The 22989-nt window shown below is 70.0% G+C and carries 18 protein-coding genes; all 18 read right to left on the reverse strand.

Going from position 1 to position 22989, the window contains the following annotated elements; translation table 11 throughout:
* Positions 1 to 72: 72 nt before the first annotated feature.
* From C265_RS19780 to tssE, 18 genes are read right to left on the reverse strand one after another with little or no spacing between them, the layout of a single operon-like run.
* On the reverse strand, positions 73 to 1236 hold the full coding sequence (locus C265_RS19780; protein ID WP_010810716.1) for a hypothetical protein: 1164 nt from the start codon (positions 1234 to 1236) through the stop codon (positions 73 to 75).
* A gap of 60 nt (positions 1237 to 1296) precedes the next feature.
* The gene (gene tssA, locus C265_RS19785) at positions 1297 to 2382 is read right to left on the reverse strand and encodes a type VI secretion system protein TssA (protein WP_010810717.1); all 1086 of its coding nucleotides are present in this window, start codon (positions 2380 to 2382) and stop codon (positions 1297 to 1299) included.
* Entirely contained in the window at positions 2379 to 6497 is a 4119-nt protein-coding gene (locus C265_RS19790) for a type VI secretion system protein (RefSeq protein ID WP_010810718.1), read from the reverse strand. Before C265_RS19790 ends, tssA begins: the two co-directional genes overlap by 4 nt.
* Positions 6498 to 6534: 37 nt before the next feature.
* Positions 6535 to 7287 carry a DotU family type IV/VI secretion system protein gene (locus C265_RS19795; RefSeq protein WP_010810719.1) on the reverse strand — a complete coding sequence of 251 codons (753 nt, stop codon included), beginning with the start codon at positions 7285 to 7287 and terminating at the stop codon, positions 6535 to 6537.
* A gap of 26 nt (positions 7288 to 7313) precedes the next feature.
* Positions 7314 to 8642, reverse strand: coding sequence for a type VI secretion system baseplate subunit TssK (tssK, locus tag C265_RS19800; RefSeq protein ID WP_010810720.1), 1329 nt, complete (start codon positions 8640 to 8642; stop codon positions 7314 to 7316).
* A 45-nt stretch (positions 8643 to 8687) separates the two neighbouring features.
* Positions 8688 to 9191: a hypothetical protein gene (locus C265_RS19805; RefSeq protein WP_011617857.1), complete on the reverse strand. Its 504-nt coding sequence runs from the start codon at positions 9189 to 9191 to the stop codon at positions 8688 to 8690.
* A 29-nt stretch (positions 9192 to 9220) separates the two neighbouring features.
* Entirely contained in the window at positions 9221 to 10675 is a 1455-nt protein-coding gene (locus tag C265_RS19810) for a dicarboxylate/amino acid:cation symporter (protein WP_010810722.1), read from the reverse strand.
* On the reverse strand, positions 10672 to 11373 hold the full coding sequence (locus C265_RS19815) for an aspartate/glutamate racemase family protein (protein ID WP_010810723.1): 702 nt from the start codon (positions 11371 to 11373) through the stop codon (positions 10672 to 10674). The genes C265_RS19810 and C265_RS19815 overlap by 4 nt, the downstream gene beginning before the upstream one ends.
* A 32-nt stretch (positions 11374 to 11405) precedes the next feature.
* A complete protein-coding gene (locus C265_RS19820) occupies positions 11406 to 12686 on the reverse strand; it encodes a dicarboxylate/amino acid:cation symporter (protein WP_371258367.1) in 1281 nt (426 codons plus the stop codon).
* Between the two features lie 50 nt (positions 12687 to 12736).
* Positions 12737 to 13708: an ABC transporter substrate-binding protein gene (locus tag C265_RS19825; RefSeq protein ID WP_010810725.1), complete on the reverse strand. Its 972-nt coding sequence runs from the start codon at positions 13706 to 13708 to the stop codon at positions 12737 to 12739.
* A 20-nt stretch (positions 13709 to 13728) separates the two neighbouring features.
* Positions 13729 to 13989, reverse strand: coding sequence for a hypothetical protein (locus C265_RS19830; RefSeq protein WP_037024814.1), 261 nt, complete (start codon positions 13987 to 13989; stop codon positions 13729 to 13731).
* Between the two features lie 17 nt (positions 13990 to 14006).
* A complete protein-coding gene (locus C265_RS19835) occupies positions 14007 to 14393 on the reverse strand; it encodes a DUF4280 domain-containing protein (RefSeq protein ID WP_010810727.1) in 387 nt (128 codons plus the stop codon).
* A gap of 2 nt (positions 14394 to 14395) precedes the next feature.
* A complete protein-coding gene (locus tag C265_RS19840) occupies positions 14396 to 15058 on the reverse strand; it encodes a toxin-antitoxin system YwqK family antitoxin (protein ID WP_010810728.1) in 663 nt (220 codons plus the stop codon).
* A gap of 58 nt (positions 15059 to 15116) precedes the next feature.
* Positions 15117 to 17018, reverse strand: coding sequence for a type VI secretion system tip protein TssI/VgrG (tssI, locus tag C265_RS19845; protein ID WP_010810729.1), 1902 nt, complete (start codon positions 17016 to 17018; stop codon positions 15117 to 15119).
* Between the two features lie 3 nt (positions 17019 to 17021).
* Complete coding sequence (gene tssH / locus C265_RS19850) at positions 17022 to 19742, reverse strand: type VI secretion system ATPase TssH (protein WP_010810730.1); 2721 nt, start codon at positions 19740 to 19742, stop codon at positions 17022 to 17024.
* Between the two features lie 11 nt (positions 19743 to 19753).
* Positions 19754 to 20800 carry a type VI secretion system baseplate subunit TssG gene (tssG, locus tag C265_RS19855; RefSeq protein WP_010810731.1) on the reverse strand — a complete coding sequence of 349 codons (1047 nt, stop codon included), beginning with the start codon at positions 20798 to 20800 and terminating at the stop codon, positions 19754 to 19756.
* A complete protein-coding gene (gene tssF, locus C265_RS19860) occupies positions 20755 to 22530 on the reverse strand; it encodes a type VI secretion system baseplate subunit TssF (protein WP_010810732.1) in 1776 nt (591 codons plus the stop codon). The genes tssG and tssF overlap by 46 nt, the downstream gene beginning before the upstream one ends.
* Positions 22523 to 22978, reverse strand: a complete 456-nt coding sequence (gene tssE / locus C265_RS19865; RefSeq protein ID WP_010810733.1) for a type VI secretion system baseplate subunit TssE — start codon at positions 22976 to 22978, stop codon at positions 22523 to 22525. Before tssE ends, tssF begins: the two co-directional genes overlap by 8 nt.
* Between the last annotated feature and the right edge of the window lie 11 nt (positions 22979 to 22989).

Genomic DNA, 22989 nt, shown 5'->3' on the forward strand with positions numbered 1-22989 from the left:
CGGTTGCCTGGACGGATGGCCCATGATACCCGCGCCTTACCCGATCCCGTGGTATTGCCCGCCGACCGCGCGTCAGCGCCCGCCGGCGATACGCATCGGTCGGCCATTGGGGTCTCTCAGGAATTCGTTCGCGGTATAGCGATGCTCCTGCTTTTCGCCCATGACGAATACATACAGGTTGACGCTCGCCCAACTGCAGGCGAGCCCTTCGCTGGCAAGCACGCTGAGGCAGTTGTGCAGGTTTTCCCGCGTGGGCTTGTAGTGGCCGCTGTTGTTGTCGATCACGCGCAGCGAGCCATTCCTGATGGTCAGCGTACCTGCGCAAATAACATCATTGCCCGCGTTGAACGACGAGTGGTTGAAGAACATGGCGTCATCCAGCGGATCTGCATCTTTAATGAACAAGGAGCCGTACTTGTCCATCGCATAGGCTGTCACCTTGACCGCATGTGTCGTGATGCGCTGGTTATTTATGTCGTACAGAAGTCCGTCGTCTCCGACGATCGCCATATACCGCATGCGTTCGCTCTTTGTCAGATAGTTGACATCGCCTGTAACAAGGTTCTCCCGACCGATGGCATCGAGCAGCTGGAAATCCTCCAGCGTCAGTGCGTGCACATCTTTGCTGGCAATCGCCTCGGCCTCTTCGCGCCGTTGCGGGTTGGCCGGCATCATCTGCGAGAGATTCTTGTGCGTCAGATGGACACCGCTGCCCGAGATCGCCTGGACCTTGCCCGACTGGAGATAGGACAGACGCTCGTTCTGATAGTCCGCGCCCATCGGCCTGAGTTCGCGCACGTAGGGCGAGCGGTCACCGTGGTTGACACCGGAACCGAGCACCAGCAGCTTGCGCCGGTCGAATTTCATCCGCCCGCGCAAGTCCGGGGTGAGAATACCCAGCTGGGTCAGGCGCGCATAGAGTTCCTGCAACGCTTCGCTGCCGAGATTCGTGATTGCACGACGGCGCGTGACGAACAGAGCATTGATCTTTTCAGCGCCGCCAACCAAGCCCTGACGGCTTTCCGGCTTGCCGCGCTTGAGCTTCAGCCAGCCGATGCACGCCGTCACGATCGCGTTCAGGCTGGCGATCTCCCGCCGTGCGTCCCGTGCGCCGTTCATCTCTCGCCAATAGTCTTCCAGCGCGCAATCGACCGCGCGGATATTGCTGCCACGTGCCAGGAACTTCCAGTCCCTGGCGGTGGCGGCGATGAACGTCTGGTATTGGGTCCTCAGCATGTTCCAGCTCCCCTTGTCCACTTGATGTCAGAAAATGCCCGGGCTCGGATGCCGTGCCAGCTAGTTGTCCAGCAGCGCCAGATACCGCCCGATATCCCCGTCCTCACGCAGGATGTCCTGCATCAGATCCGCCAGTGGCATCTGCCCCCAGCGCACCGCGCGCCGCAGCAGGTATGGCGTGGGGCTGTGCGGCTCATGGCGCGCCAGGTAGTCGGCCACATCCCGGATCAGCTGGTAGGCATGCGCACGGTCCTCGATGCGGCCGTGCGCCAGCATGGCGGTCTGCCCCGGCCCCGCGGCGGGCAAGACCGGCATCGGCTCGGGATCGTCCACGGGATCGTTGTTACCGGCCGGCCCCGTGGCGGCGGGTTCGCCACGGTGAGCGCTGCCTGCTTCGTCCCCGCGCAGCGCCGCCACCGCCCGCACCAGCCGCGCCAGCGTGTCGGTTACGCGCGCCAGGCTCGGCGCTTGCGCCCCCAGCAGCGCGTCGATGCGCCGGTCAAACCCAGCCCATTCGGCGCTGGCGCCGTGCAGGTCGCGCCACAACGCATCCAATCGGGCCCGGTCGGGCGCGTGATGCGCGCGCTGCAGCAGCGCCTCGCGGCCCAGGCTGTCGTCGTCATCGACCGGCGCCAGGCTGCGTTCCCACAGGTCCAGCGTGATGTGCAGGGGTTTCTCGTCGGCCAGCGACAACAGCGGGACATGCAGCGCCAGCACCGCTGGCAAGGTCTCGTTGAGCCATGCGATCGGGGCGCAGCGTGCCTCCGCATCGCCGGCTTCCATGCGCGGCCAGGCGCTTTCCCAATACGCGTCCGCCAACGCCCCCAGCAAGCGCACCCCGGCGCAAAAGCCGGCCGCGCCGTGCAGATGGATCCACGCCTCGCACAGCCATGCCGCCAGCTGGAAGTCCTTGCTGCGCGTGGCCAGCGCCTCGCTGGCGAGCGCGGCCACGCGTTTCCAGTCAGCCTTGACCAGCGGGCGCTCCCATTCCCGCATCGGCAAGGACTCGTCGTCGTGCTGGCGCGCTTCGGCGATGGCGCGATAGACCGCGTCGTAGCGCAGCGAAGCGCCCGCGGGATCGTCGCCCGGCACCGGCGCAAGCAGTGCCTGCGCGGCCGGGATGCGGTCTTGCGTTGGCGTCGTCATAGGTTGGTCCATTCAGGAGCCCGGGTGGGAAAGCTTTGCGGCCACGGCAGCGGCATCTTCCTGCCCGCGGCCGTCAGCACCAGACGCAGGAACACGCGGCCGCGCACCGGCCTGGGCGCCGCCGTGAAATCCGGCGCGGCGCTGCCCAGCGGAAAGTCGAAGCGCAGCAGTTGCGCCGTGCTGTCGGCGCGCCCGCCCGGATCCGCGATGCGATGGCGCGCAATGAACGACAGCAGCGACCACGGGTCGGCAAAGCGCCAGGTCATGGTCTTGCCGTCGGCGGCCAGCGCGCGCTGTTCGGCGTCAGGCAACGCGACCATCGGTGAGTCCTTGGCAAAGCGCAGCGTCAGCGTCACCGGACTGCCGTAGTCCCAGTGCAGCGAGCGCGGCGCATCGCGCATCGACAGGCTCTGCGCGCCGATCGTCAGGGTCCAGTCGATGATCTGGTTGCCGGCCAGTTCCGCGCCGCGGTTGACGCGGAACTCCGCGCTCACGTCATAGCCCGCGGGCGCGCCCTCCTCGACCGGATACAGTGGCGCGAGCAGGGTCCTGACCTGGTCGAAGCTGTCGATGAACTGGTGCACCGGCACGCCGGACGCGATATTCCTGAGCGGCCCGTCGCCACGCGCGGCCCGGTACGTCGCCGAGAGCGGTTCATAGCGCTTGAGCACCCGGCCAAGCTCGGCATAGTCCGCCGTGCGCACCTCGCCGGCGTTGGCGGCGCCGCCAAACGGCGCGCGCCCGGCCAGCCGTTCATTGAACGTGGCCGAGAACCCGTCCCACTGCCGCTGCAGGTCGGCAAAATAGCCTTGCGCACAGCGCGCGAGCAGGCCATCGTACAGGCGCACGTGCAGCGCGGCAAAGTAGTCATCCCCGCCGGCAGGCCGCGCCGCAAAGCGCGCCAGGCACACGCCCTGGCCGGACTCGGCCGCCGCGGCCTGCACGAACTGCTCCAGCATCAGCAGCCGGCTGTTCGGGTTCTTGAGCCGATAGCGTTCCAGATCGCGGTTCAGCGCCTGCCAGCGCAATGCCAGGCCGGAGCCGGCGTCGGCGGGCGAGAGCGCGGCAAGATACACCGCGGCCTCGCGGCCCAGGGCCTGCGCACGCGCCGACTGCTGGTCCAGGTACGGCCCCAGCGCCGCCGCGTCGTTCAGCCCGAACGCCGTCAGCAGCGGCGAGCGCGGCGCACGGGCCCCGTCGCCGGCGCTGCCCTGCCGGATCGCGTACAGCTCGGACTGCTGCAGCAGCTCGTCCACCGCGCGCAGCCGTGCCAGCGCATCGCGCGAAACCAGCGCATCGAGGTCATCCACGCGCGACATGGCATGCATCTCGCCCAGCATGGTCTTGATGCGCGCGATTCGGCCCAGTGCAGCCTCGAAGCCGGCGCTGCCGCCATCGGCCTGCAGCGGCGCCATGATTGCCGCGGTCGCGACCTGGTCGGTCACCAGCCGCGCAAACTGCTGGTCCACGCTTTGCGCAATCGCATCGCGCCAGGGGCCTGGCAGGCCCGTCAGCCCCTCGTCAAGAAAGCGCTTGCGCATGTCGCCCAGGGCGATGGCCTGGTCAAGCTGCTGGCGATCCCACAGCACCGCCGACCCGGCCGGCACCGACGGCAGCGCCAGGTCGCGCGGCGGCGCCATGAACGGCTGGTTCAGCAGGGCGGCGAGCCGGTCGCGCAAGGCCAGCCGCTCGGGCGTGACCACGAAGCGGCCGTCCTTGTCCTGCCACGCGATCCCGCTGTCGGGTCCGCTGAAGCGCTGCGCCAGCTCGCCGGTGAAGGCCTGGAAGCCGCTTTCAGCGCGTGCGCGCGCGGCTGCCACCAGGTCTTCGCCGAGCAGCCGGTTCTGCGCGGCCTGCGCCAACGTGCGCGCGTAGACGGTGCCCGCGGCGAACTGGGGCTGCCTGATCCAGCCGCCCTTGCCGGACGCCAGCAGTTCCTGCTGCGTGCCGATCGCCGCGACAATGCCGCGGTAGTCGGCCAGGACCCGGTTGACGCCACTGCCGGCATTGGCCCCGCCGGCCAGTTCATCGAGGCTGGACCTGACGGCGCGCTCGGCCACCAGCAGCGGGTTGTTGTTGAAAAGCCGCTCGTCGAGCTGGCGCGCGCCCTTGTCGAAGGTGCAGCGCAAGGGCGGCACCAGCGCGGTCAGTGCCCTGCCGCCGGTTGCCAGGCTTGCGGCACCACGCCCCTTGCCAGGGTCGCGCTGGAAATACGGCAGGCTGCCCGAGACCTCGCCCTGCAACTCCGCCCCCAGCGCATAGCGCACCACCAGCCGCAGCGCATCGGCGTTGGCAGGCTGCGGCGTTTCCAGCCGGTGCAGCGCTTGCAGCGCAGCGTCGAACTGGTCGACCGCGGCAACGTACTGCTGCAGCGCGCGCATCTCCGGCATGTCTTCCAGCGCCAGGCTGCGTGGCGGCAGGGCCTCGCCCCGTGCGCCCGGCGGCGCCAGGCAGCTGTCGCCGATGATCAGCTGGCCGGTGCTCGGGTCGCGCCCCACGCCTGTCAGCGTGTCGACGCGTGCCAGCAGTTCGCGATCGATGGTGTCGAGCGCGATCTCGCCGAAGGCGCGCTGGAAGCGATCGTGCACGCGCCCGTCCAGGTCGTCGATAAAGGCCCACGAGCCCGGCATGAACCAGGACGAGACCGACTGCGCGCTCAGGCGCTGGTTCATCGCGATCAGCCCCAGCGCCTGGCGCCGGTACCAGTCCGGCGGCAGGTCCTGGCCGCGCTGCGCGGCCAGCGCGCGCTGCTGCGCGCCGGCACGCAGTTCGCCAAGCGCGGCCAGCAGTTCGGCATGGCGATGTCCCATCTGCCATGCCGCGACCAGCAGTCCCCCGCCCCACGCGCACAGCACAGCCGTGCCGCCCCAGCGCAGCGCACGGTGCACCAGCGGCCGCGCCAGCTGCTGCGAGCGCGATGGCCGCGTCAGCCCGTACTCCAGGAAGATCTTCTTCTCGAACAGGTCGCGCAGGAACGCCGGTTGCCGCATCAGCTCGTTGAGCAGGTCGGCGGACGAGCTGGCGCTGGCTGCCGGCGCCAGCTCCGGCGCGTGCGCATCCTCTGGCGCCAGTGCGTCAGGCTGCGCCGCACGCAGGCGCGGCGCGGCGAAGGCGGGTGCATGCGCCGCCAGCTCGCCGCTGTCGCCGGTCAGGTAGACGCCGCGCAGATAGAAGGGCTCGTGATAGGCGCTGGGCCGCAGCAGCTCGTCGACATAGCGCGTGAGCTGCCCGCGCATGGCTTCGATGCGCGCCGGCAGCAGCAGCGACTGGCAGGCATCCACCTCCTGCGCCCCTATCGCCAGCAGCTCGGCCACACCGTCCGACACCGCGCGCACCACGCCCGACATGGCCGCATCGATCCAGCCCGACTGGTAGGTGGCCGACAGGTCGTACGGCGAGGACCAGCCCAGCATGCCGGCGCGCATCGGCTCTGGCAGCGCGCGCGCAAAGTGCGCGAAGCCCGGCAGCGACTCACAGCCCGTCACCACCACATAGACCGCGAAACGCACCGCAAAGCGGTTCTGCGCCAGCCATAGCCGCCGGTGGGCCAGCTTGGCCCGGCGCACCAGCTCAAGCTGTGCGTCGGTGTCGTCGGCCAGCAGCATCGCCGCCGGCACCGTCACCACCACGCTGTCGAAGGGCCGTTGCGGGCGATAGCCGCGGCACAGGCCAAGGAACTCGTCCCAGGGCTTTTCATCGGTATCGTCGTCAGGCGAGCCCAGATAGGCCGCATTGATGTCGATGACCACGCCGCGGTCAAAGAAGTGCCATGAAATACCCTGCGTGGCGGCCGCATTGGCAGCGTCGGAGCTCAGCACGCTGGCCACGCCGGACTGAGCGATCGGCAGCGGCCGCGCATCCTCGCCCTCATTCAGGACCAGGATCCACGGAATGTTGTAGCGCTCGGCGCGCGAGGCGATATTGCCCTCGACCAGCTCGATCGCCTGGCGGAACGCGCTGCGCAGCGAATCGGTGCGCAGGCGCACGATCTTGCGCTCGGCCGCCGGCTTGGCGCGGGCCCGCTGCGCAGCGAAATACAGCACCGCGCCGAGCACGGCCAGCGCCACCAGCGTCAGCACGCCGATCGAAATCAGAAACAGGTTGCTGGTCAGCATGCGCCTGCCCCCCGGGCGCGGATGGGCTGCCGGCGCGTCATGGCGTGCCTCCGGCCACGGTGTCGGCCCGCAGCGCTTCGCGCACCGGCCAGGATTGCCACAGCCACGTCACCTCGGACAGCGCCAGCAGGGTGGCCAGGCCCAGCAGGAACACCACGGTCCAGCGCGTCAGCGTGGGCAGCTTGCGCGGCGCGATATGCGAGAGCGTGTGGGCGTACGCGGATTCGCTGAGCACGCGCTCGCGTCCGCCCAGGTCTGGCCGGCGTTGGTAGATGAACTCATACAGTTCCTCGCGCAGACTGCGCAGCCGCGCTTCGGCATCGGCGCCGCGAAAGCGCCCCTGGAAACCAAGCCCGAGCGTGAACAGGTACAGCCGTGCCAGGTTGCGGCGCGACGGCTCGCGGTCCAGCAGCAGCTGCTCGATACGGCGAAACACCTGGTCGCCTGCCACGTTGGTGCGAAACAGCGTCGATTCGAGCAGATGCCCATGCCACGCGGCGCGGCCGGCCCAATCGGCGTTCAGCAGGATTTCATCGGCGAGCACCGCCTTCAGGTAGCGGGCATCGGCCACGTCCTCCATCTCGAAGCGCGAGCTGTCGCGCCGCGATTGCAGGGTCTGCACTTCCAGCAGGTTCAGCAGCTGGCGGTTCATGCCTTGCGCGGCAGCTTCGCCGCTGAGGTCGGGTTGTTCGGAGAACCGCTCCTGCAGCTTGACGAGTTCATCCAGGAACGCCCGGAACTGCCCGGTGGCAAGATCGTCTTCCTCGGTTTCCGGTCGGTAGCGCGCCATAGTCTGTTTGCCTTGATAGTCTGCCGTCAGCCCTTGACGAACAGCAGCATTTCCTGCGGCCGCTGCACGCTGGCGCCTTCATTGGGATTGCCGATCACCATCGCCTCGTTGGCATGGACCAGCGCGGGATCGGCTTCGATCTCGAACAACAGGTAACCCGAGCCGGAACGCACCCCAAGGTCCTCGGCATGCTCGACCACACGGCGCACCGCGCCCAGCACGCGCCGCGTGCGCAGCGACGGGTAGACCGACTGCGAGCCCACCACAGCGCCCGACATCCAGGCCAGCAGGTCGCGCTCTGACTGCCCGCGCAGGCCCACCACCAGGCGCTCGCCGATCCAGTCCGGCTGCAGCACGATGTCGAACGCGCCGTGGCGGAACTCGAACTTGTGCTCGCGGTACTCTTCGCTGACCTCGGCCAGGGTCTCGCGCAGCGCGCGCAGCAGCGGCGTGAACACGGCCATGGGGTCGGCGTGTTCATAGTCGTCCGGCACCGGCGGCAGGCCGCCCGGCTTGAGCAGGCTGAGCGACCCCAGCACCGAGGCCAGCGCCAGGTAGAGTGCAAGCGGGTGCAGATGCGGCGTGCGCAACACCGCCTCCAGCAGCGGCAGCGCGGTCACCAGGCTGCGCAAGCGGTCCTTCAGTTCCAGCTGGGTCAGGCGGTCGTCCGCCCGGGATGACGGGATCGCGGTCTGCTTGGCCACGAACGCGGCCTTGCCGCGCAGCTGGGCCACCAGCGACGCCACCGCCGTCCACAGCGCGCTGCCGCGTGCCACCTCCAGCAACGGCGGCAGGCGGTCGCCGAGCCGCACGATCTCGTTGTCCTTGTAGACCGCGCCCAGGCACAGCGACACATGGAGCGGCGACGGCCTGGCGCCGGCATCGAGTGCCAGGCTTGGCAGCAGGCGCGGAATGTCGGCGGGCGGCGCTTCGGACACCTCATCCTCCACCGGGGCGCCCGCCACCGAGCGGAACCGCCGCACCTGCCCGTCCTTGCGGTTTGCGGCCGCCACCGGCAGGGTCAGGTAAAGCGCCAGCATGCCGCCGGCAAGCGCGTCGGCAAACGGCTCGAGCGCCAGCTCCAGCGGCGGCTGGCGGGCATCGTCGCGCGCGTAGGACACGGCAGTGCCGTCCGGCATGATGGCTTCGAGCTGCAGCACGCGCACCACGCCCGCCGGCAGCAGCCCGGCGTCGAACTCCAGCCGGCGCACGCCCCAGCCAAACGGTGCGGCCGCGAGTGTCTGCCACGCCACCAGCGAATCGAGCCGCCCGGCCAGCAGCTGGAGATGCTGGGGCGCCAGCAGCATGCCCTCATGCCATTCAACCCGATCGACCGGCAGCGCGCGCTCAGACATGGGGGGCTCCCGGGCCGTACGCGGCCGTGGCAGGAAAAACCAGGTTCATTTGGTCACAAGCACGGTAAAGGCGGCGCTGTCGAGCTGCACGGCAAGCGTGCCGTTGAATTGCTCGACGCGGGCGCGATGCGCGCCCGGCGCCTGGTAGTTGGCGAACACATAGGCCGCGGCGACGCGCGGCCCCTCCAGGTCTTCGGCCGGCACGTCCAGCCGCTGGCCGGGCACCAGTTCCCAGCTGCGATAACGCAGCCCGCTCGGATAGGTGCTGCCCAGGTCGCTGCGCCCGGCAAACCACTTGGCCGCGGGCAGGTCCGCCAGCCGGGCCTGCAGGGCCTCGTCGCTGACCAGCACCACGTCGACGGCCACCGGGCTGTTGCCGTTGGCATCCGCCGCCGCCGTCAGCGTGACTTGCTTCCATTTGACCTTGTCCCCCTTGAAGCCCAGCCATGAAGAGGCCGCGCAGCCCCCGAGCAGGCCAGCGAGCGCAGCCGCCGCCAGCAGCGTGCCGGCGCGGCGCAGGGATAAGAGATGCACGGGCGTCGTCATCATCAGACTCCTTCGTGGTTGCGGATGCGGCATCATTTCGCACCCACCCCGATGCCCATCAGCACGATCAGCAGACCGGCCAGCAGCGCGCAGGCGCTGGCCAGCGCCAGTTGCGCGCGCGTCAGCACCAGCCGCACCGCCGCGGCCTGTGCGGCGGGCAGCCGTGGGCCCGGCACGTGCGCGCGCCCATCCGCGCCCTCCATCCGCTGCGCCGCGACGCGCTCCATCGGCAGGCCCACCGACACCAGCGCAATCACCGCGCAGGTGCAGACCAGGCTCAAGGCATTGCGCGGCCCATCGCAGATCGGGTCGATCGCCAGCAGCAGCACCGCGGCTGCCTCAGCCGGCAACTGCAGCACCGACAGCGCAACGCCCGCATAGGCGATCGTTCCCAGGCCGCCCTGCCCCGCCGAGAGCCAGGCCGCGATGGTGGCGGCCATCGCGATCCATGCCACGTCGCCGGCGCCCACGGGGCGCCCGTACAGGTTGGCGACGAACACCGTGGCCAGCGCGAAGTACAGCGCCGAGCCCCCGCGCACGAACACCGCGCCCAGGGGCACCACCAGCTCCACCAGCCCGCGCGGAAAACCCAGCCGCGCGCTCATGGCCTCGATTGTGTGCGGGATCGGCGCGGTGGCGCTGCCTGAGGCCAGGCCGACCAGCATGGAGCCATTCAGCTCGGTCACCACCTGCGAGAACGGCAGCCGCGCGCAGGCGGCAATCGCGGCCGCGGCCACGCCGCTGAGCAGCAGGCAGAGCATCAGGAACGTGACCAGCACCCCGGCCATCGCGCCCATGGTGGCGCGGTCGGCATGCATCGACAGATGGGCCGCAAGCCCGAATGCCAGCACCGGGATCAGCAAGTTGGCGTGGGCGATGATCTGCTCGAAGGTGCGGTAGATCCCTTCGAACACATTGCTCAGCATGCCGGTCTGCTCGCGCGACAGCGCTGCGAAGGCAAGCCCGAACAGCAGCGCCCCGGTGAGCACGCCCAGCGTCTGGCCATGCGCCAGTGCGCGGTAGAAGTTGTCGGGAATGATGTTCCCGAGCGCGTGCGGCAGCTTGTCCGTATTGGCCTCTGCCTTGCCATGCAGGTCCACGCGCACCTCGCCGCCATCGGCCACGCCGCTGAGGATCAGCGCGCCAAGCTTTTCGCTGGCCTGTGCAGGGAGTTCCGCGCCCGGCGCGGTCAGCAGCCCCGCCAGCGCGCCGGCCAGCGCGCACACCCCCACCACCCCGGCAGCCGTGCCGAAGATGGCGCCGAAACGCGCCCCGGCGCGCGGCAGCGCCAGCACCTGGCGCAGGCCGAAGAAGGTGGCCACCACCAGCAGCGGCACCGCGGCCATGTTCACCACCGACAGGTAGAGCTGTCCGACCAGCCAGGCGAAGCGGCCCAGCGGCCCGGCCACGGTGCCGGCGAGCGCGCCCGCCACCAGGCACAAGAGCAGCCCGGGCACGCTGTGCGAGAGCCAGTTCAGGGCTTTCATGCGGCCTTGTTCCAGCCGCGCGCCAGCGCGAACGCCACCGTCGCCCGTGCCAGCTCGTTGGTGCTGTCGACCAGCATGAGCGGCGGCGCGGCCAGGCCGCGCGCCGCCACCGGGATTTCCGTGCAGCCCATGATCGCGGCGCCGACGCCGAGCGCCGCGATCCGCGCCAGCGCGCTGCCAAGCGCCTCGCCGGCCTGGTCCAGGGCGCCGGCCTTGACCGCCCGGATGCAGGCATCGACCTGCAGCTGCACCGGCTCCGGCGGCACCACCGCCGCGATCCCGCGCGCGTCGAGCGCTGCCTGGTAGATGCCGGAGGCCAGCGCACCGCGCGTGGCCAGGATGGCCACGCTGCCGGTATCGGCAGGCAAGGCCGCCACGCAGATCCGCGCGATATGCAGGATCGGCGCCGCGCTGTGCGCGCTCAGTTGCGCATACCAGTGGTGCGAGGTATTGCACGGGATCACCACCAGCCCCACCTGGTTGCGGTTGAGCAGCTCGATGCCGCGCAGCAGGTAGGGCAGCGGCAAGGCATCGCCAGCCAGGATCGAGCGCGAGCGGTCAGGAGTCTGCGGCAGGTGCGCCACCACCATCGGCAGGTGGTCCTGGTCACGCACGGCATCGGTAAGCCGAACCACGCGATCGAGAAAATCCACTGTCGCCAGCGGCCCCATGCCGCCCAGCACCCCGATCATGGTCATGCCAGTACTTCCGTTGTTCATATGAGCCGACCCTAAAGCTTCAGCGGCCGCGGGCAGATCACCGACACCGCCGCGGTATTGCCGACCACCAGGATCAGCGTGCGCAGCATGTCGCAGACCGGGTCGACGGCAAGGAAGAGAATGAATGCGGCCTCGAATGGCAGGCCAAGATAGGCACAGGTCATGCCGACCAGCGAAACGATCACCAGGCCCGTCATGCCGGCCGAAGCAAAGCCCGCCAGCACCGAGGCCAGCAGCACCGTGGCGATATCGACCAGGCCCAGCGGATGGCCGTACAGCTGCGCGATGAACAGCGTGGCGCAGACGTAATAGACCATCGGCCCCACGCGCAGCAGCGAGATCGCCAGCGGCACCAGCAGTTCCACGCGCACCCGGGCAAAGCCGAGCCGGTCGACCAGGCACTCGATCATGCTGGGCATGCAGGCCGCGCTGTTGCGCGTGGCCAGCGCCAGCGCAAATGGTGAGCGCAGCGCGTCCAGCGTGGCGCCCAGGCTCTGGCTGGAGCGCTTCCAGATGATCCCGACGGCCAGTGCCAGCAGCAGCACCGACGCGATAGAGAACGCCAGCACGAACTGCATCATCGCCTGCAGCGGCTCCAGTCCGGACTTGCCCAGCTGCGCCGCGCTCATGCAGAACAGGATCACGGGCAGCGGATAGCTGAGCCAGTGCATCAGCTTCTGGCAGGCGTGGTAGACCGTTTCCAGCGACAGGCTCAGCCCGATGGAAATGCGCTCGGGCACGCGCCCCACGGCCAGGCCGAACATCAGCGCGAACACCAGGGCCTTGAGGGCGTCGCCGTTGGCGAGCGCGGCAAAGATATTGGTCGGGATCAGGCTGGTCAGGACTTCGGACAGGCTCAGCGACTTCTCCTGGATATCCTCGCCGTAGAGGTTCATCACCGTATCGCTGGACGTGGCATCGCTGCCCACCATCGCGCCGAAGGTCTCCATGGTGGCGCTCGACAGGTTGCTGCCCGGGCGCATCACGATCAGCACCAGTGCCGACACCAGCGCCACCAACAGCGACGCGCCGACAAACACCGTCACCACGCGGATCATCAGCCGCGAGGCCCCACCATCGCGGAACAGCCGCTGCAGGCTGAAGATCACCGCCGACACCATGAACGGCAGCGTGGTCATCTTGAGCAGGTCCACGTAGACATCGCCCACCACGCCCAGGTGCCGGGCCAGCGCGGGCCAGAGCAGCCCGGTGGCGCCGCCCAGCGCCAGGCTGCCGATCACCACCCACGGATTGAGGGCAATGGCGTAGAGCTTGCCGGCATCCAGCTTCATGGACGCGGCGCGCTGTGCCTGGGCCGCGCCCGGCTTCATGGCGGGCGCGCTCATCGCGTGGCCGCCTGCAGCACGTCCGCCACCTCGAGCCGCTTGGGCCGCTCGGCGAGGAACTGGTTGACAAAGCCCAGCAGCGCCGGCGCCGACACGTTGACGGCGATGCCCAGCGTGTCCTCAAGATCCTGCAGCGTCACCACGCGCAGGCGCAGCGCAGCGGTCGGATCCGCCTTGAGCACGCGCTTGACCTCGAACTCGTCGCGGTACACCGCGGCGACGCGGCCGTCGTTCAGCGCCTTCAGGGCTTCATCCCAGGTTGGATAAGCCGTGACGTAGGCCTTGGGGAAATTGTTCACCACATACTCCGAGTACGACGAATTTCCGACCACGCCAATCGAGCTGTCATAGGCGCGGATCACCTCCGGCACCGGCCGGCCGCGTGCCATCTGAGCGAACTTGACGCGATTGAGCAGCAGCGCGCGGTTCAGCCGCAGGTAAGGTGTGCTGAAGCTGATGATCTGCATGCGCGGCAGCGTGCGCGACAGCTTGCTGATGGCCACGTCGGCCTGTCCCTGCGCCAGCAGCTTGACCACCCCGTCGAAGGTGGTGGCGTCGCGGTTGAAGCGCACCCGCACGTTGAGCTTGCGCGCAAGCTCGCGCGCGAGGTCGATATCGAGCCCGCTCAGCTCGCCGTTGCGCTCCTGGAAGAACGGGGGCTGGTCCACCTTCAGCACCGCGACCACCAGTTCCCCGCGGCTGGCGATGCGGGCGAACTCCGGCGCCATCAGGCGTCCGTCAGGCATCAACACCAGTCCGTTCGGTGTGGAGACTGGCGCAGGGGCGCCTTCCGGCAACCCGCCCTGCGCGGCAAACGATGCCGCCGGGTGGGCCGGTGCCGGCGTGTAGGTGGCCTGCGCATGGCCAGCGGCCGGCAGGGCAAGCGCGGCGCCCGCGAGGGCGCGCGCCAGCCAGCGCCACGCGCGTGTTGCCGCGCGGCGGGAATCAGGGACGGGAGTCAGCGACATGGCGTCAAACGGTTCATGTTTCAGGGAGTCGAGGGCGCGCCTGGAGCCGCGGCAAGGCCAACGGCAATGGCGGGCGCCTGGGTGGCGGCGGGCAGCGTGGCAGTGGCCGGGGCCGCGGGCGCCACGGCCATGGGTGCGGTGTCCGCACGCTGGAGTACGCCAGGCCGTCCCAGGCGGGCGCCGATCTCCACGCCCATCAGGAACAACAGCGCACACAGCAGCACCGCGCAGGTCACGGCGATTGTCACCATGCGCGAGCTCATCGAGAATATGTAGGTCATGCTTGCCTCGGCGGTCATCAGGGGGTCATCACGGTGGCTTGCGCCGGCGCGACGATCTGGATCACGCCGCCCCATGCGCACATCAGTTTCGAGCTGTCCTGCAGCACCGGCGCGCCGCCGATCTGCACGGTCGGCGCGCCCGGCAGCCACGGCGCCGACGTCGCCGGCACGCACGGCATCGGTGTCAGCACGCCCTGCGCCGCGGCGGTGGCCGCGGCCACCTGCGGGTTGCCCAAGCAGTTGCACATGCCGAAGGGCGGGATATTCACCATCGGCAGGTGGTCCATCACGCTGGCCGCACCGGTGCCGGCCAGCACGCGGCCCAGCGGCAGCACCACCAGGCTGGACGGCGCCAGCCCGAAGCTGCACTGCATGGTCGCACCCATGGTGACCTGCAAGGCCATGCCTAACCCCTCAGCCAGCGTTCGAGACGCTGTGCAAAGCCGGCGGGCATTGCCGCGCCATCGTCGCCATCGGCGGGTGCAATCGCCTGCCAGTCGCCGCGGGGCTTGCCGTCGGCGTAGCTGCGCACGGCGATGACCTCGCCTTCCGGGTCGAACCTGCGCGCCATGCCGTGCAGCAGGTCGTTGCGGTACGGCAGCGACTGCGCCAGCGTGCCGCCAGCGCCGTACTCACGGGTCTCGCCCTCGAGCCTGCCGGCGCGGTAGCGGCTGCGGCGCACCACCGCGCCCTCATGCGCATAGACGGCCTCGTCCTCGAGCCGGCCCCGCCGGTAGACGCAGCGCGCGGTCACCTCGCCGGACGGCGCATAGCACACGCTCTCTCCCGCGAGCTGCCCGTCGGCGTACAGCTGGCGCGTCTCCAGCCGGCCGTTGCGGTAGGTGGCGCTGATGCCGTGCAGGCGGCCGCCGGCATAATGCGCTTCGTATTCGAGGCTGCCATCGGCGGCATAGGCACGCAGCAGCCCGGCCAGTTCGCCATGCTCGTATTCCGCATCCAGGCGCAGCGAGCCATCCGGATGGAAGCACTCGAACCTGCCGTGCGGGCGCCCGCCGGCCAGCGGCACGCGCGACACCAGGCGGCCATCGCCGTCATAAGCTTCGGCCATGGCGGGTCCTGGATCGGGCGGCGTCGGGGCAGTTGAAGTCATGGCTCGGTTCCGCGTCTCAGTTCAGTTTCACCAGGGCGCCCTTGAGCTCGAGCATGCCGCCGCTTTCCACCGTCTGCGCGGCCGACGCCTTCTGCCGGACCATCATGGCTTCGTTGCTCAGGGTGGTACCGGCCTTGCTGCTCAACGTGGTGCCGGCCTCGCACTGCAGCGAGGTTCCCGCCTTGAACGCGATCGATCCACCGACCTCGATCACCAGGTTGCCGGCCACCGTGAGCTTGTAGTTGCCGCCAACGTCGTGCGCAAACGCCGCGCCGCTGGTGTGGGTCTCGTCGCCGTCCGCCTTGACCTGGCGCGTGCCGCTCACCTTGTGTGTTTCATTGCCGGACCGCACTTCGAGCGCAAGGTCGCCGGCCTTGACCAGGTGCGATTCGCCGCCCGCCTCCACCATGGTGGACAAGGTGTCTGCCACCGAAACCGTCATGGCGCGCTGGGCGCGCAGGAACAGCTCCTCGGCACCAGCCTTGTCTTCCATGCGCAGCTCATTGCCGGCCGACCCGCCCTTCGATGCGCGCGAACGGATCACGCTCTGCGTCTGCATGGCGGGCAGCGGCACCGGTACGCCGGACTGGCCGTTGTAGACGCTGCCGGTCACCAGCGGCCGGTCCGGGTCGCCATCGACATAGCTGACCACCACCTCCTGCCCCATGCGCGGCAGGAACAGGTGGCCCCAGCCGGCGCCGGCCCAGGCCTGCGCCACGCGGACCCAGCATGAGCTGTCCTGGTTGGCGCCGGGCGCACGGTCCCAGTGGAACTTCAGCTTGATACGGCCATGCGCATCGGTCCAGATCTCTTCGCCCTGGGACCCGGCCACGGTCGCGGTGTGCGTGCCGGCGACCAGCGGCCGCGGCGTGCTGAGCGGCGCGCGGAATGGCACCGACAGCGGCAACACCGACACGGTATTGCCATAGGCATCACCGCTCCAGGCATGCTCCACCGCGCGCACCACGTAGGCGATATCGAGCGCGGGATCGACGTGGCCGTGCAGCGTGAAGCGGATGCCCGCGGCCAGGTGGTGGCACGCGCTCTCGCCCATGCCCGTCTGCGCCTGGGCCTGCTGCGCGCCGGCCCGGATCGCGGCCTTGCGGCTGGCGTCGGCGGCATCCTTGTGCCGGCCGGGAAACACGTACTGCTGCGCCACCGGCGCCGCGCCGGCCTGGGCGGTGCCCTGCGAGGTCCGGGCCTGCAGGTAGTCGTAGTCGGCCAGAACCTGCGTCGCGGCGCCAAGCTGGCGCGCCATGCCGAAGGCGAGCATCCGTGCCGCGCCGGCCTGCGGGCGCTCCATGTCGTGCATCGCCAGGTCGGCGCAGTGCGCGCCGGGCGGGTGGGCCGACGGGCTGTCGGCCAGCACCATGGTGTGCGCGCCGTCCGCGAACGTGAAGAAGTAGAAGATGCCTTCCTCCTCCATCAGCCGCGAGATGAAGTCGAACGGGCTTTCGTCGTACTGCACGCAGTACTCGCGCACCGGGTAGCGCGTTTCCGTGATGCGGGCCTCGAACGCCACGTCGAAGGACTGCAGCACGCGGCGGATGATCTGCGGCGCGGACAGGTTCTGGTAGATGGCGCGGTCGCGCCCGAGGGTCAGCAGCCACAGCCGCGGCGCCAGTTCCGCGGTGTAGAAGCCATGGTTGTGGTCGGCGCCGGCGTGGGCAAAGCGCGTGACGATGCCGTTCAGGTAGCGGGGCGCGCCGCCCGGGTGCTGCAGCGTGACGGTGAGGCGCTGGCCCACGATGCGGCCCGCGTCGAGCGCCTTATCCGCCGAGCGCATGCGCAGGCTGAAGCGGAACAGCTCGGACAGCGCCTCGCGCCCGGCAAAGCCGTCGAGCAGCAGCACGTCGCCGCCAAACGGCGTGGCCAGGGTCGCGAAGCTGCCGGCCTGGGTGGCCTGTGTCGGGATCATGCGTCAGCACCCCGCTTGCGGCAGGAAGCGGAACGCCACCCCGCCGCCGGTGTCGAGCGAGAGATGCACGCCGCCGAACGGCTCCGAGATCGACAGCTGCTCCAGCACGCGCCGCGCCAGTTCCGGCAGCACCGACTGGGTCAGGATATGGTCGACATTGCGCGCGCCGCTGTCGACCTCGGTGCAGCGCTGCGTGATCGCCTGCGCCAGCGCCTCGTCCCAGCTCAGGCGCGCGTTGTGGTTGCGCGCAAAGCGCTGCGCCAGCCGCGCCAGCTTGAGGTCGACGATATTGCGGATCTGCGCATCGCCCAGGTGGTAGTACGGCACCAGCACCAGGCGCGCCAGGAACGCCGGGCTGAACTGCCTGAGCAGCGCCGGGCGCAGCTTCTCGGCCAGTTCCTGCGGCGGCGGGCGCCGGCCGCCGCGCGAGGCCTCGGTGATCACGTCCTGCGCCGCGTTCGAGGTCAGCAGGATCACCGTGTTGCGGAAATCGATCGGCACGCCTTCGCCGTCTTCCATCACGCCCTTGTCGAAGACCTGGAAGAACAGCTCCAGCACGTCGGGATGCGCCTTCTCCATCTCGTCGAGCAGCACCACGCTGTACGGGCGGCGGCGCACCGCCTCGGTCAGCACGCCACCCCGGCCGTAACCGACATAGCCCGGCGGCGCGCCCTTCAGGCCCGACACGCTGTGGGCCTCCTGGAACTCCGACATGTTGACCGTGATCATGTTGCGTTCGCCGCCGTAGAGCAGGTCGGCCAGCGCATGCGCGGTCTCGGTCTTGCCGACGCCGCTCGGGCCGACCAGCAGGAACACGCCGACCGGCTTGCCCGGATCATCGAGATCGGCGCGGAACGTGCGGATGCGGCGCGCGATCGCGTCGAGGGCCTCGTCCTGGCCCACCACGCGCTCGCCGAGCTTGTCCTGGAGGTACAGCACCGTGTGCAGTTCGTCGGCCAGCATGCGGCCGACCGGGACACCGGTCCAGCCCGAAATGACCTCGGCCACCGCGGCCGAGTCCACGCATACCGGCACCATCGGCTCATCGTTCTGCACCGCCTCCAGGCCTTTTTCCAGGCGCGCGAGACTGGCGCCAAGCGACTCCGCGCTGTCGGCGTTGTCGTCGTCCTCATGCCTCGCCACACCGTCGGCTCCGGCCTCGGCCTGGCTCTCCTTCTCGAGGAACGCCGCGATCCGGCGGCGCCAGGCCAGGATTTCCTCGACGGCCAGCTTCTCGGTGGCGAGCTTGTCGCTGAGCCGCGCGTGCTGCGCCCGGGCTTCGTCGCGCTGGCGCGTGACGGCAGCGATTTCGTCGGCGCGCCCGGTGCCGGTGGCCGCCTCATGGCGCAGGATGCGCAGCTGGTTCTCGGCGCTTTCGATCGAGCGCCCAAGCGCTTCGATCGCCTCGGGCACGCCGCTCTGCGCCGCCGCCACGCGGGCGCAGGCGGTGTCGAGCACGCTGATGGCCTTGTCGGGCAACTGCCGGCCCGAGACATAGCGGTGCGAAAGCTTGACCGCGTCGCGCACGGCGTCGTCGAGGATCTCCACGCCGTGGTGCGCTTCAAGCTTGCGCACCATGCCGCGCAGCATGTCCACGGCCGCGGCCTCGGCCGGCTCGTCCACCTTGACGATCTGGAAGCGGCGCGCGAGCGCTGGGTCGCGCTCGATGTACTTCTTGTACTCGGCCCAGGTGGTCGCGGCAATGGTGCGCAACTCGCCGCGCGCCAGCGCGGGCTTGAGCAGGTTGGCGGCATCGCCCTGCCCTTCGCTGCCGCCGGCGCCAATCAGCTGGTGCGCTTCGTCGATAAACAGGATCACCGGCACCGGCGAGGCCGCCACCTCGGCGATCACGGACTTGAGCCGGTTCTCGAACTCGCCCTTGACGCCGGCGCCGGCCTGCAGCAACGCCAGGTCCAGCGAGCGCACCGACACCTGGCGCAGCGCCGGCGGCACGTCGCCGGAGACGATGCGCTGGGCAAAGCCTTCGACCACCGCGGTCTTGCCCACGCCGGCCTCGCCGGTCAGGATCGGGTTGTTCTGGCGGCGGCGCAGCAGCACATCGATCAGTTGCCGGATTTCACTGTCGCGCCCGCGCACCGGATCGATCGCTCCGGCTCGCGCCAGCGCCGTCAGGTCGACAGTGAACTGCTCCAGCGCCGATGCCTGCCCGCTGCCGGGTCCGCGCTGCGGCATGCCGAACGCTGGCGTGGCCGCCGCTGCCGGGATTGCATCGGTTCCGGGCCCGCCGCCAACGGCGGATGTCCCCAGCAGCGCGGGCAGGGCCTCGCGCAGCGCCGCACGCGGAATCCGCAGCAGCGCCGGCGCCGATTCCAGCAGCATGCCGCGCAGGCTTTCCACCTCCAGCAGTGCCAGCAGCAGCGTGCCGGCGCGCACTTGCTGCTCGCCGAGCAGCATCGAACTGAGCAGCCAGGCCTCCTGGAACAGCGGCGAGAAGTTAGGCGACAGCGCCGGCGTGCGGCCGTTGCCGCGCTTGAAGCCGTCGATCGCCTTCTGCAGCTGCGACACCACCTGCGCGGGCGCCAGGTCGAAGTGCGCGAGGATCGCCTGCAGGTCCGTGGCGCCGCCTTCCAGCAATTGCAGCAGCAGGTGCTCGACGTCGACGCTGTAGTGCGTCTGCCGGACACAAAGCTGGGCGGCCTGCTCCATCGCGTGCCGGCACTCGGGATTGAGGCGGCTGAGCAGCGTGCGGATATCGATGTCCATGTTTGTGCCGGTCAGGATGCGTGCGCTCGCAACGCCAGTTGCACCGGCGCGGGCCGTGCCTGGGCGCCGCCGGCCAGCCAGGCGGTCCAGCCCAGGCGCGCACCGAGCCCCAGCCCCGCGGGCTGGCGCGTGCCGAGATGGAGCGCGAGCCGCACATCGAGCGGTTGCGGCACATAGGCGCGCACCAGCGCCGCGACCAGCGCGTGGTCGCGCCCGCCGGGCAGCAAGGCCCGCAGGCGCTCGGCTCCGGGCACCTGCACATCAAGCCGGATGCCGGCGGCCTGGTCCCAGGTGCGCCGCCCCAGCACCGCACCGCCGCCGAGCGTGATACCCCCGGCTGCACCGCGTCCGCCGAGCCGCACGGCATCGCTGGCTTCAACCGGCAGCCAGCCGCCGAGACACTGCGTCCCGCTCACGCCCAGGCCGAGACGGTCCCCCAGCATGGCCAGCAACCCCGCCATCGAACGCGGCGCCGCGCCCAGCAGCCCGGCATGGCGCAGCCACGGTGCCGCGCCGGCGGGTGCATTGGCGGTTGAGGGCCCACGCTGCAAGCCGAGGTTGCTGAGCGCATCCAGGCACGCCGCCAGCGTGCCGCCGGTCGGGCGCTGGCCGCCCAGTGCGGGCGAGTGCTTGCGCCGGCCGCGATACAGGAAGGACAGGAAGCGGTGATTGAAGCTGTCGAGCAGGTCGCCCATCGCGGGGTCGCGCGCGGCGCGGCGTTCGAGCAGCATCTCGGTGTATGCGAGCGGCAGCGGCCCGCCTGCCCCCGCCAGCGACATCACGGGCGTCGTCAGCGTGAACGGGCGCCCGCCCCGGCCAGCGCCTTCAGCGGACGCGTGCACCGCGCCGATGTCGCGCGGCTGGAAGGCCAGCGAGACCAGTCCGCGCAGGCGCACCGCCTCCCCGGCGCCATTGCCGCGGCCGACCGGCTGAGCCCCCGGCACCGCGCGTTCGATCAGGCTGATGGCCTGGAACAGGTCGAAGCCGGCCGGGTTGGACGCCAGGCGGTCGATCAAAGCAGCTGCTGGCTGCCCGTCATCGCGGGCCATTGCTTCCATATCTCGTCTCCGCGGCGCACGACTAGCCGCACGAAGGAATTGACTGAGGCATACAGCGCAAGGAAGCGCGCCAGCACCGCTCCCAGCAGCAGCGGCGAGCCGCCGACAAAGGCATCGGGATCGAACTCGATCGAGACCTCGGTGCCACGGCAGTAGCCGCGCCAGGCCTCGGTGCCCACGTGCGCGGCCGCGCCGCGCGCGCGCACGCTGCGGATGCCCCGCACCTGGTCCTGCTGGCGGTGGCCGTCGCCCGCGAACAGCCGCAGCATCTGCTGCACCTCATGGCGCCCGGTGCCACCGCCGGCCAGGGTGCCGTGGTGCAGCGTCAGCAGCGAGATCAGCGGCCACAAGGTCTCGCTGCCCATGGGCGGATTGCGCTGCACGGTCGGCTCATAGAGGCAGCGCACCTGCGCGTACTGCGACACATCCTCCAGCACCATGCGCGCACCCACCGGCACCTGCTCCGCGAGCCGGCGATTGGTGCACAGCACGTTGGCGTACGCCACGGGTGCCGCCGGCAGGCGCTGCACGTTGCCCGCATCGATGAAGCTGAGATACATGTCGGTGCCGGACAGGTTGGCCCGCAAGGTCGGCTCGCGGCGCGCGTGCCAGAACAGCTCGCCTTCGGCCGGGTCGTCGGTGGCCGCCGCGAACGGCGGCACCGCCAGCGAGCGGTCGCTGGCCGGATCCGACAGCACCACCGACCGGATCGAATGGATCTCGGTCATCGCCTCGCGGCGCTGGTCTGCCACCAGCCGGTACTCATAGTGCCGGTGGTCGATCATGATGGGCTCGCTGGTCTGCGAGAACAGGTTGATCGCCGGCACGCAGCCAAGCCGGAACATGCCGGCATGCAGCCGGCCCAGCCCGGGTGCGCTGCGCTGCAGGCGCAGCACCACGTCGCAGCTGCGGCCCTTGCCGAGCCGGCCGGCGGGCAGGTCCAGGTCGAAGAAGTGAAACTTGCGCGCGAAGGCGAAGTACTCCTGCATCAGCCCGTAGGCCGGCTGCGCATGCGGCGGCTGCGGCAGCACGTTCTCGCCGGGGCCGTAGCCGGCCTCGCGCCACGCGCTGGCGGGCAGCCACGCCGGCGGGCCATCTGGCGGCTCGACGCTGACGCCGGCCACGCTGGTGACCAGCAGTTCATACAACGGCACGGTCACCATCCAGTCGCCGTGCAGATGGATGCGCAGCGTTCCCAGTTCGAGCTCGGAGAAATCGACGCCGTCGGCGCATTCAAGCGTCAGCCGCAGGCCGTTGTCATCGGTCATGCGCGCGTGCGTGACCGCCAGCGGCCACAGCGTCGTGTCCCACGCCGTGCGAAAGCGGCACATCTCGCCGCCCTCGGTGCATGCATGCAGGCCGGTGTGGCGCGGCACGGCGTAGCCGGCGGTCACCTTGCCCTGGGCCGCGTCGAGATCGAACTGCACCACCGTCATCGACGGCACCGGCTGCACCAGCGACGGGCACACGTTCTCCAGCAGCGCCGCGGCAACTTGCGGGAACACCTGGTCCAGGTCGCGATGCACGCGCGCCGCCAGAAAGGCGGTGGCTTCGATCAGGCGCTCGGTATGCGGGTCGAGCGATTCGGTGCCATGCAGCGCAATGCGCGCGGCCACGTTGGGATAGCGCTCGGCAAACGCGGCGCCTTCCGTGCGCAGGTAGGCAAGCTCGCGCTTGTAGTACGGCAGGATGCCGCCGTCGCCGGCACCGTCTGCGATGCCCTCAGCCATGATCGCCCCAGCGCGGGTCAGCGGCCTGGCCTGCCGCGGCGAGCTCGAATGCCACGCGCACCGGCGCGGCGCCCAGCGGCAACTCGCCGTCGATCACCAGGACCGGGCGCGGGGTGTCGCGCTCGGCAAAGCGTACGCGCGCCTGGCGCAGGCGCGGCTCGAACATCGCGATCGCATGCGCAACCAGCGCCGCAATCGCGTCGCAGTCCGGCACCGACTGGAACGAGCGGAAGGAGAAGTCCGGCACACCGTAGTCGAGCACGGTCCCGTCCGACTCCAGGAACTGCGCCGCCGTCAGCCGCGAGCGCGTATTGAGCAGCCGGGCAAGCTCGCGCGCCACCGACTGGCGCAGTGGCTCGCCCTGGAGCAACTGCGCCGAGGGGGCGTTCGCACCCGCCGACAGCCGCTCGAACAGCGGCATCGGCCACCCGGTGACGATGACGGACATGTGCGGCCCCG

This window comes from Cupriavidus sp. GA3-3, assembly GCF_000389805.1.
Lineage (GTDB): Bacteria > Pseudomonadota > Gammaproteobacteria > Burkholderiales > Burkholderiaceae > Cupriavidus > Cupriavidus necator_D.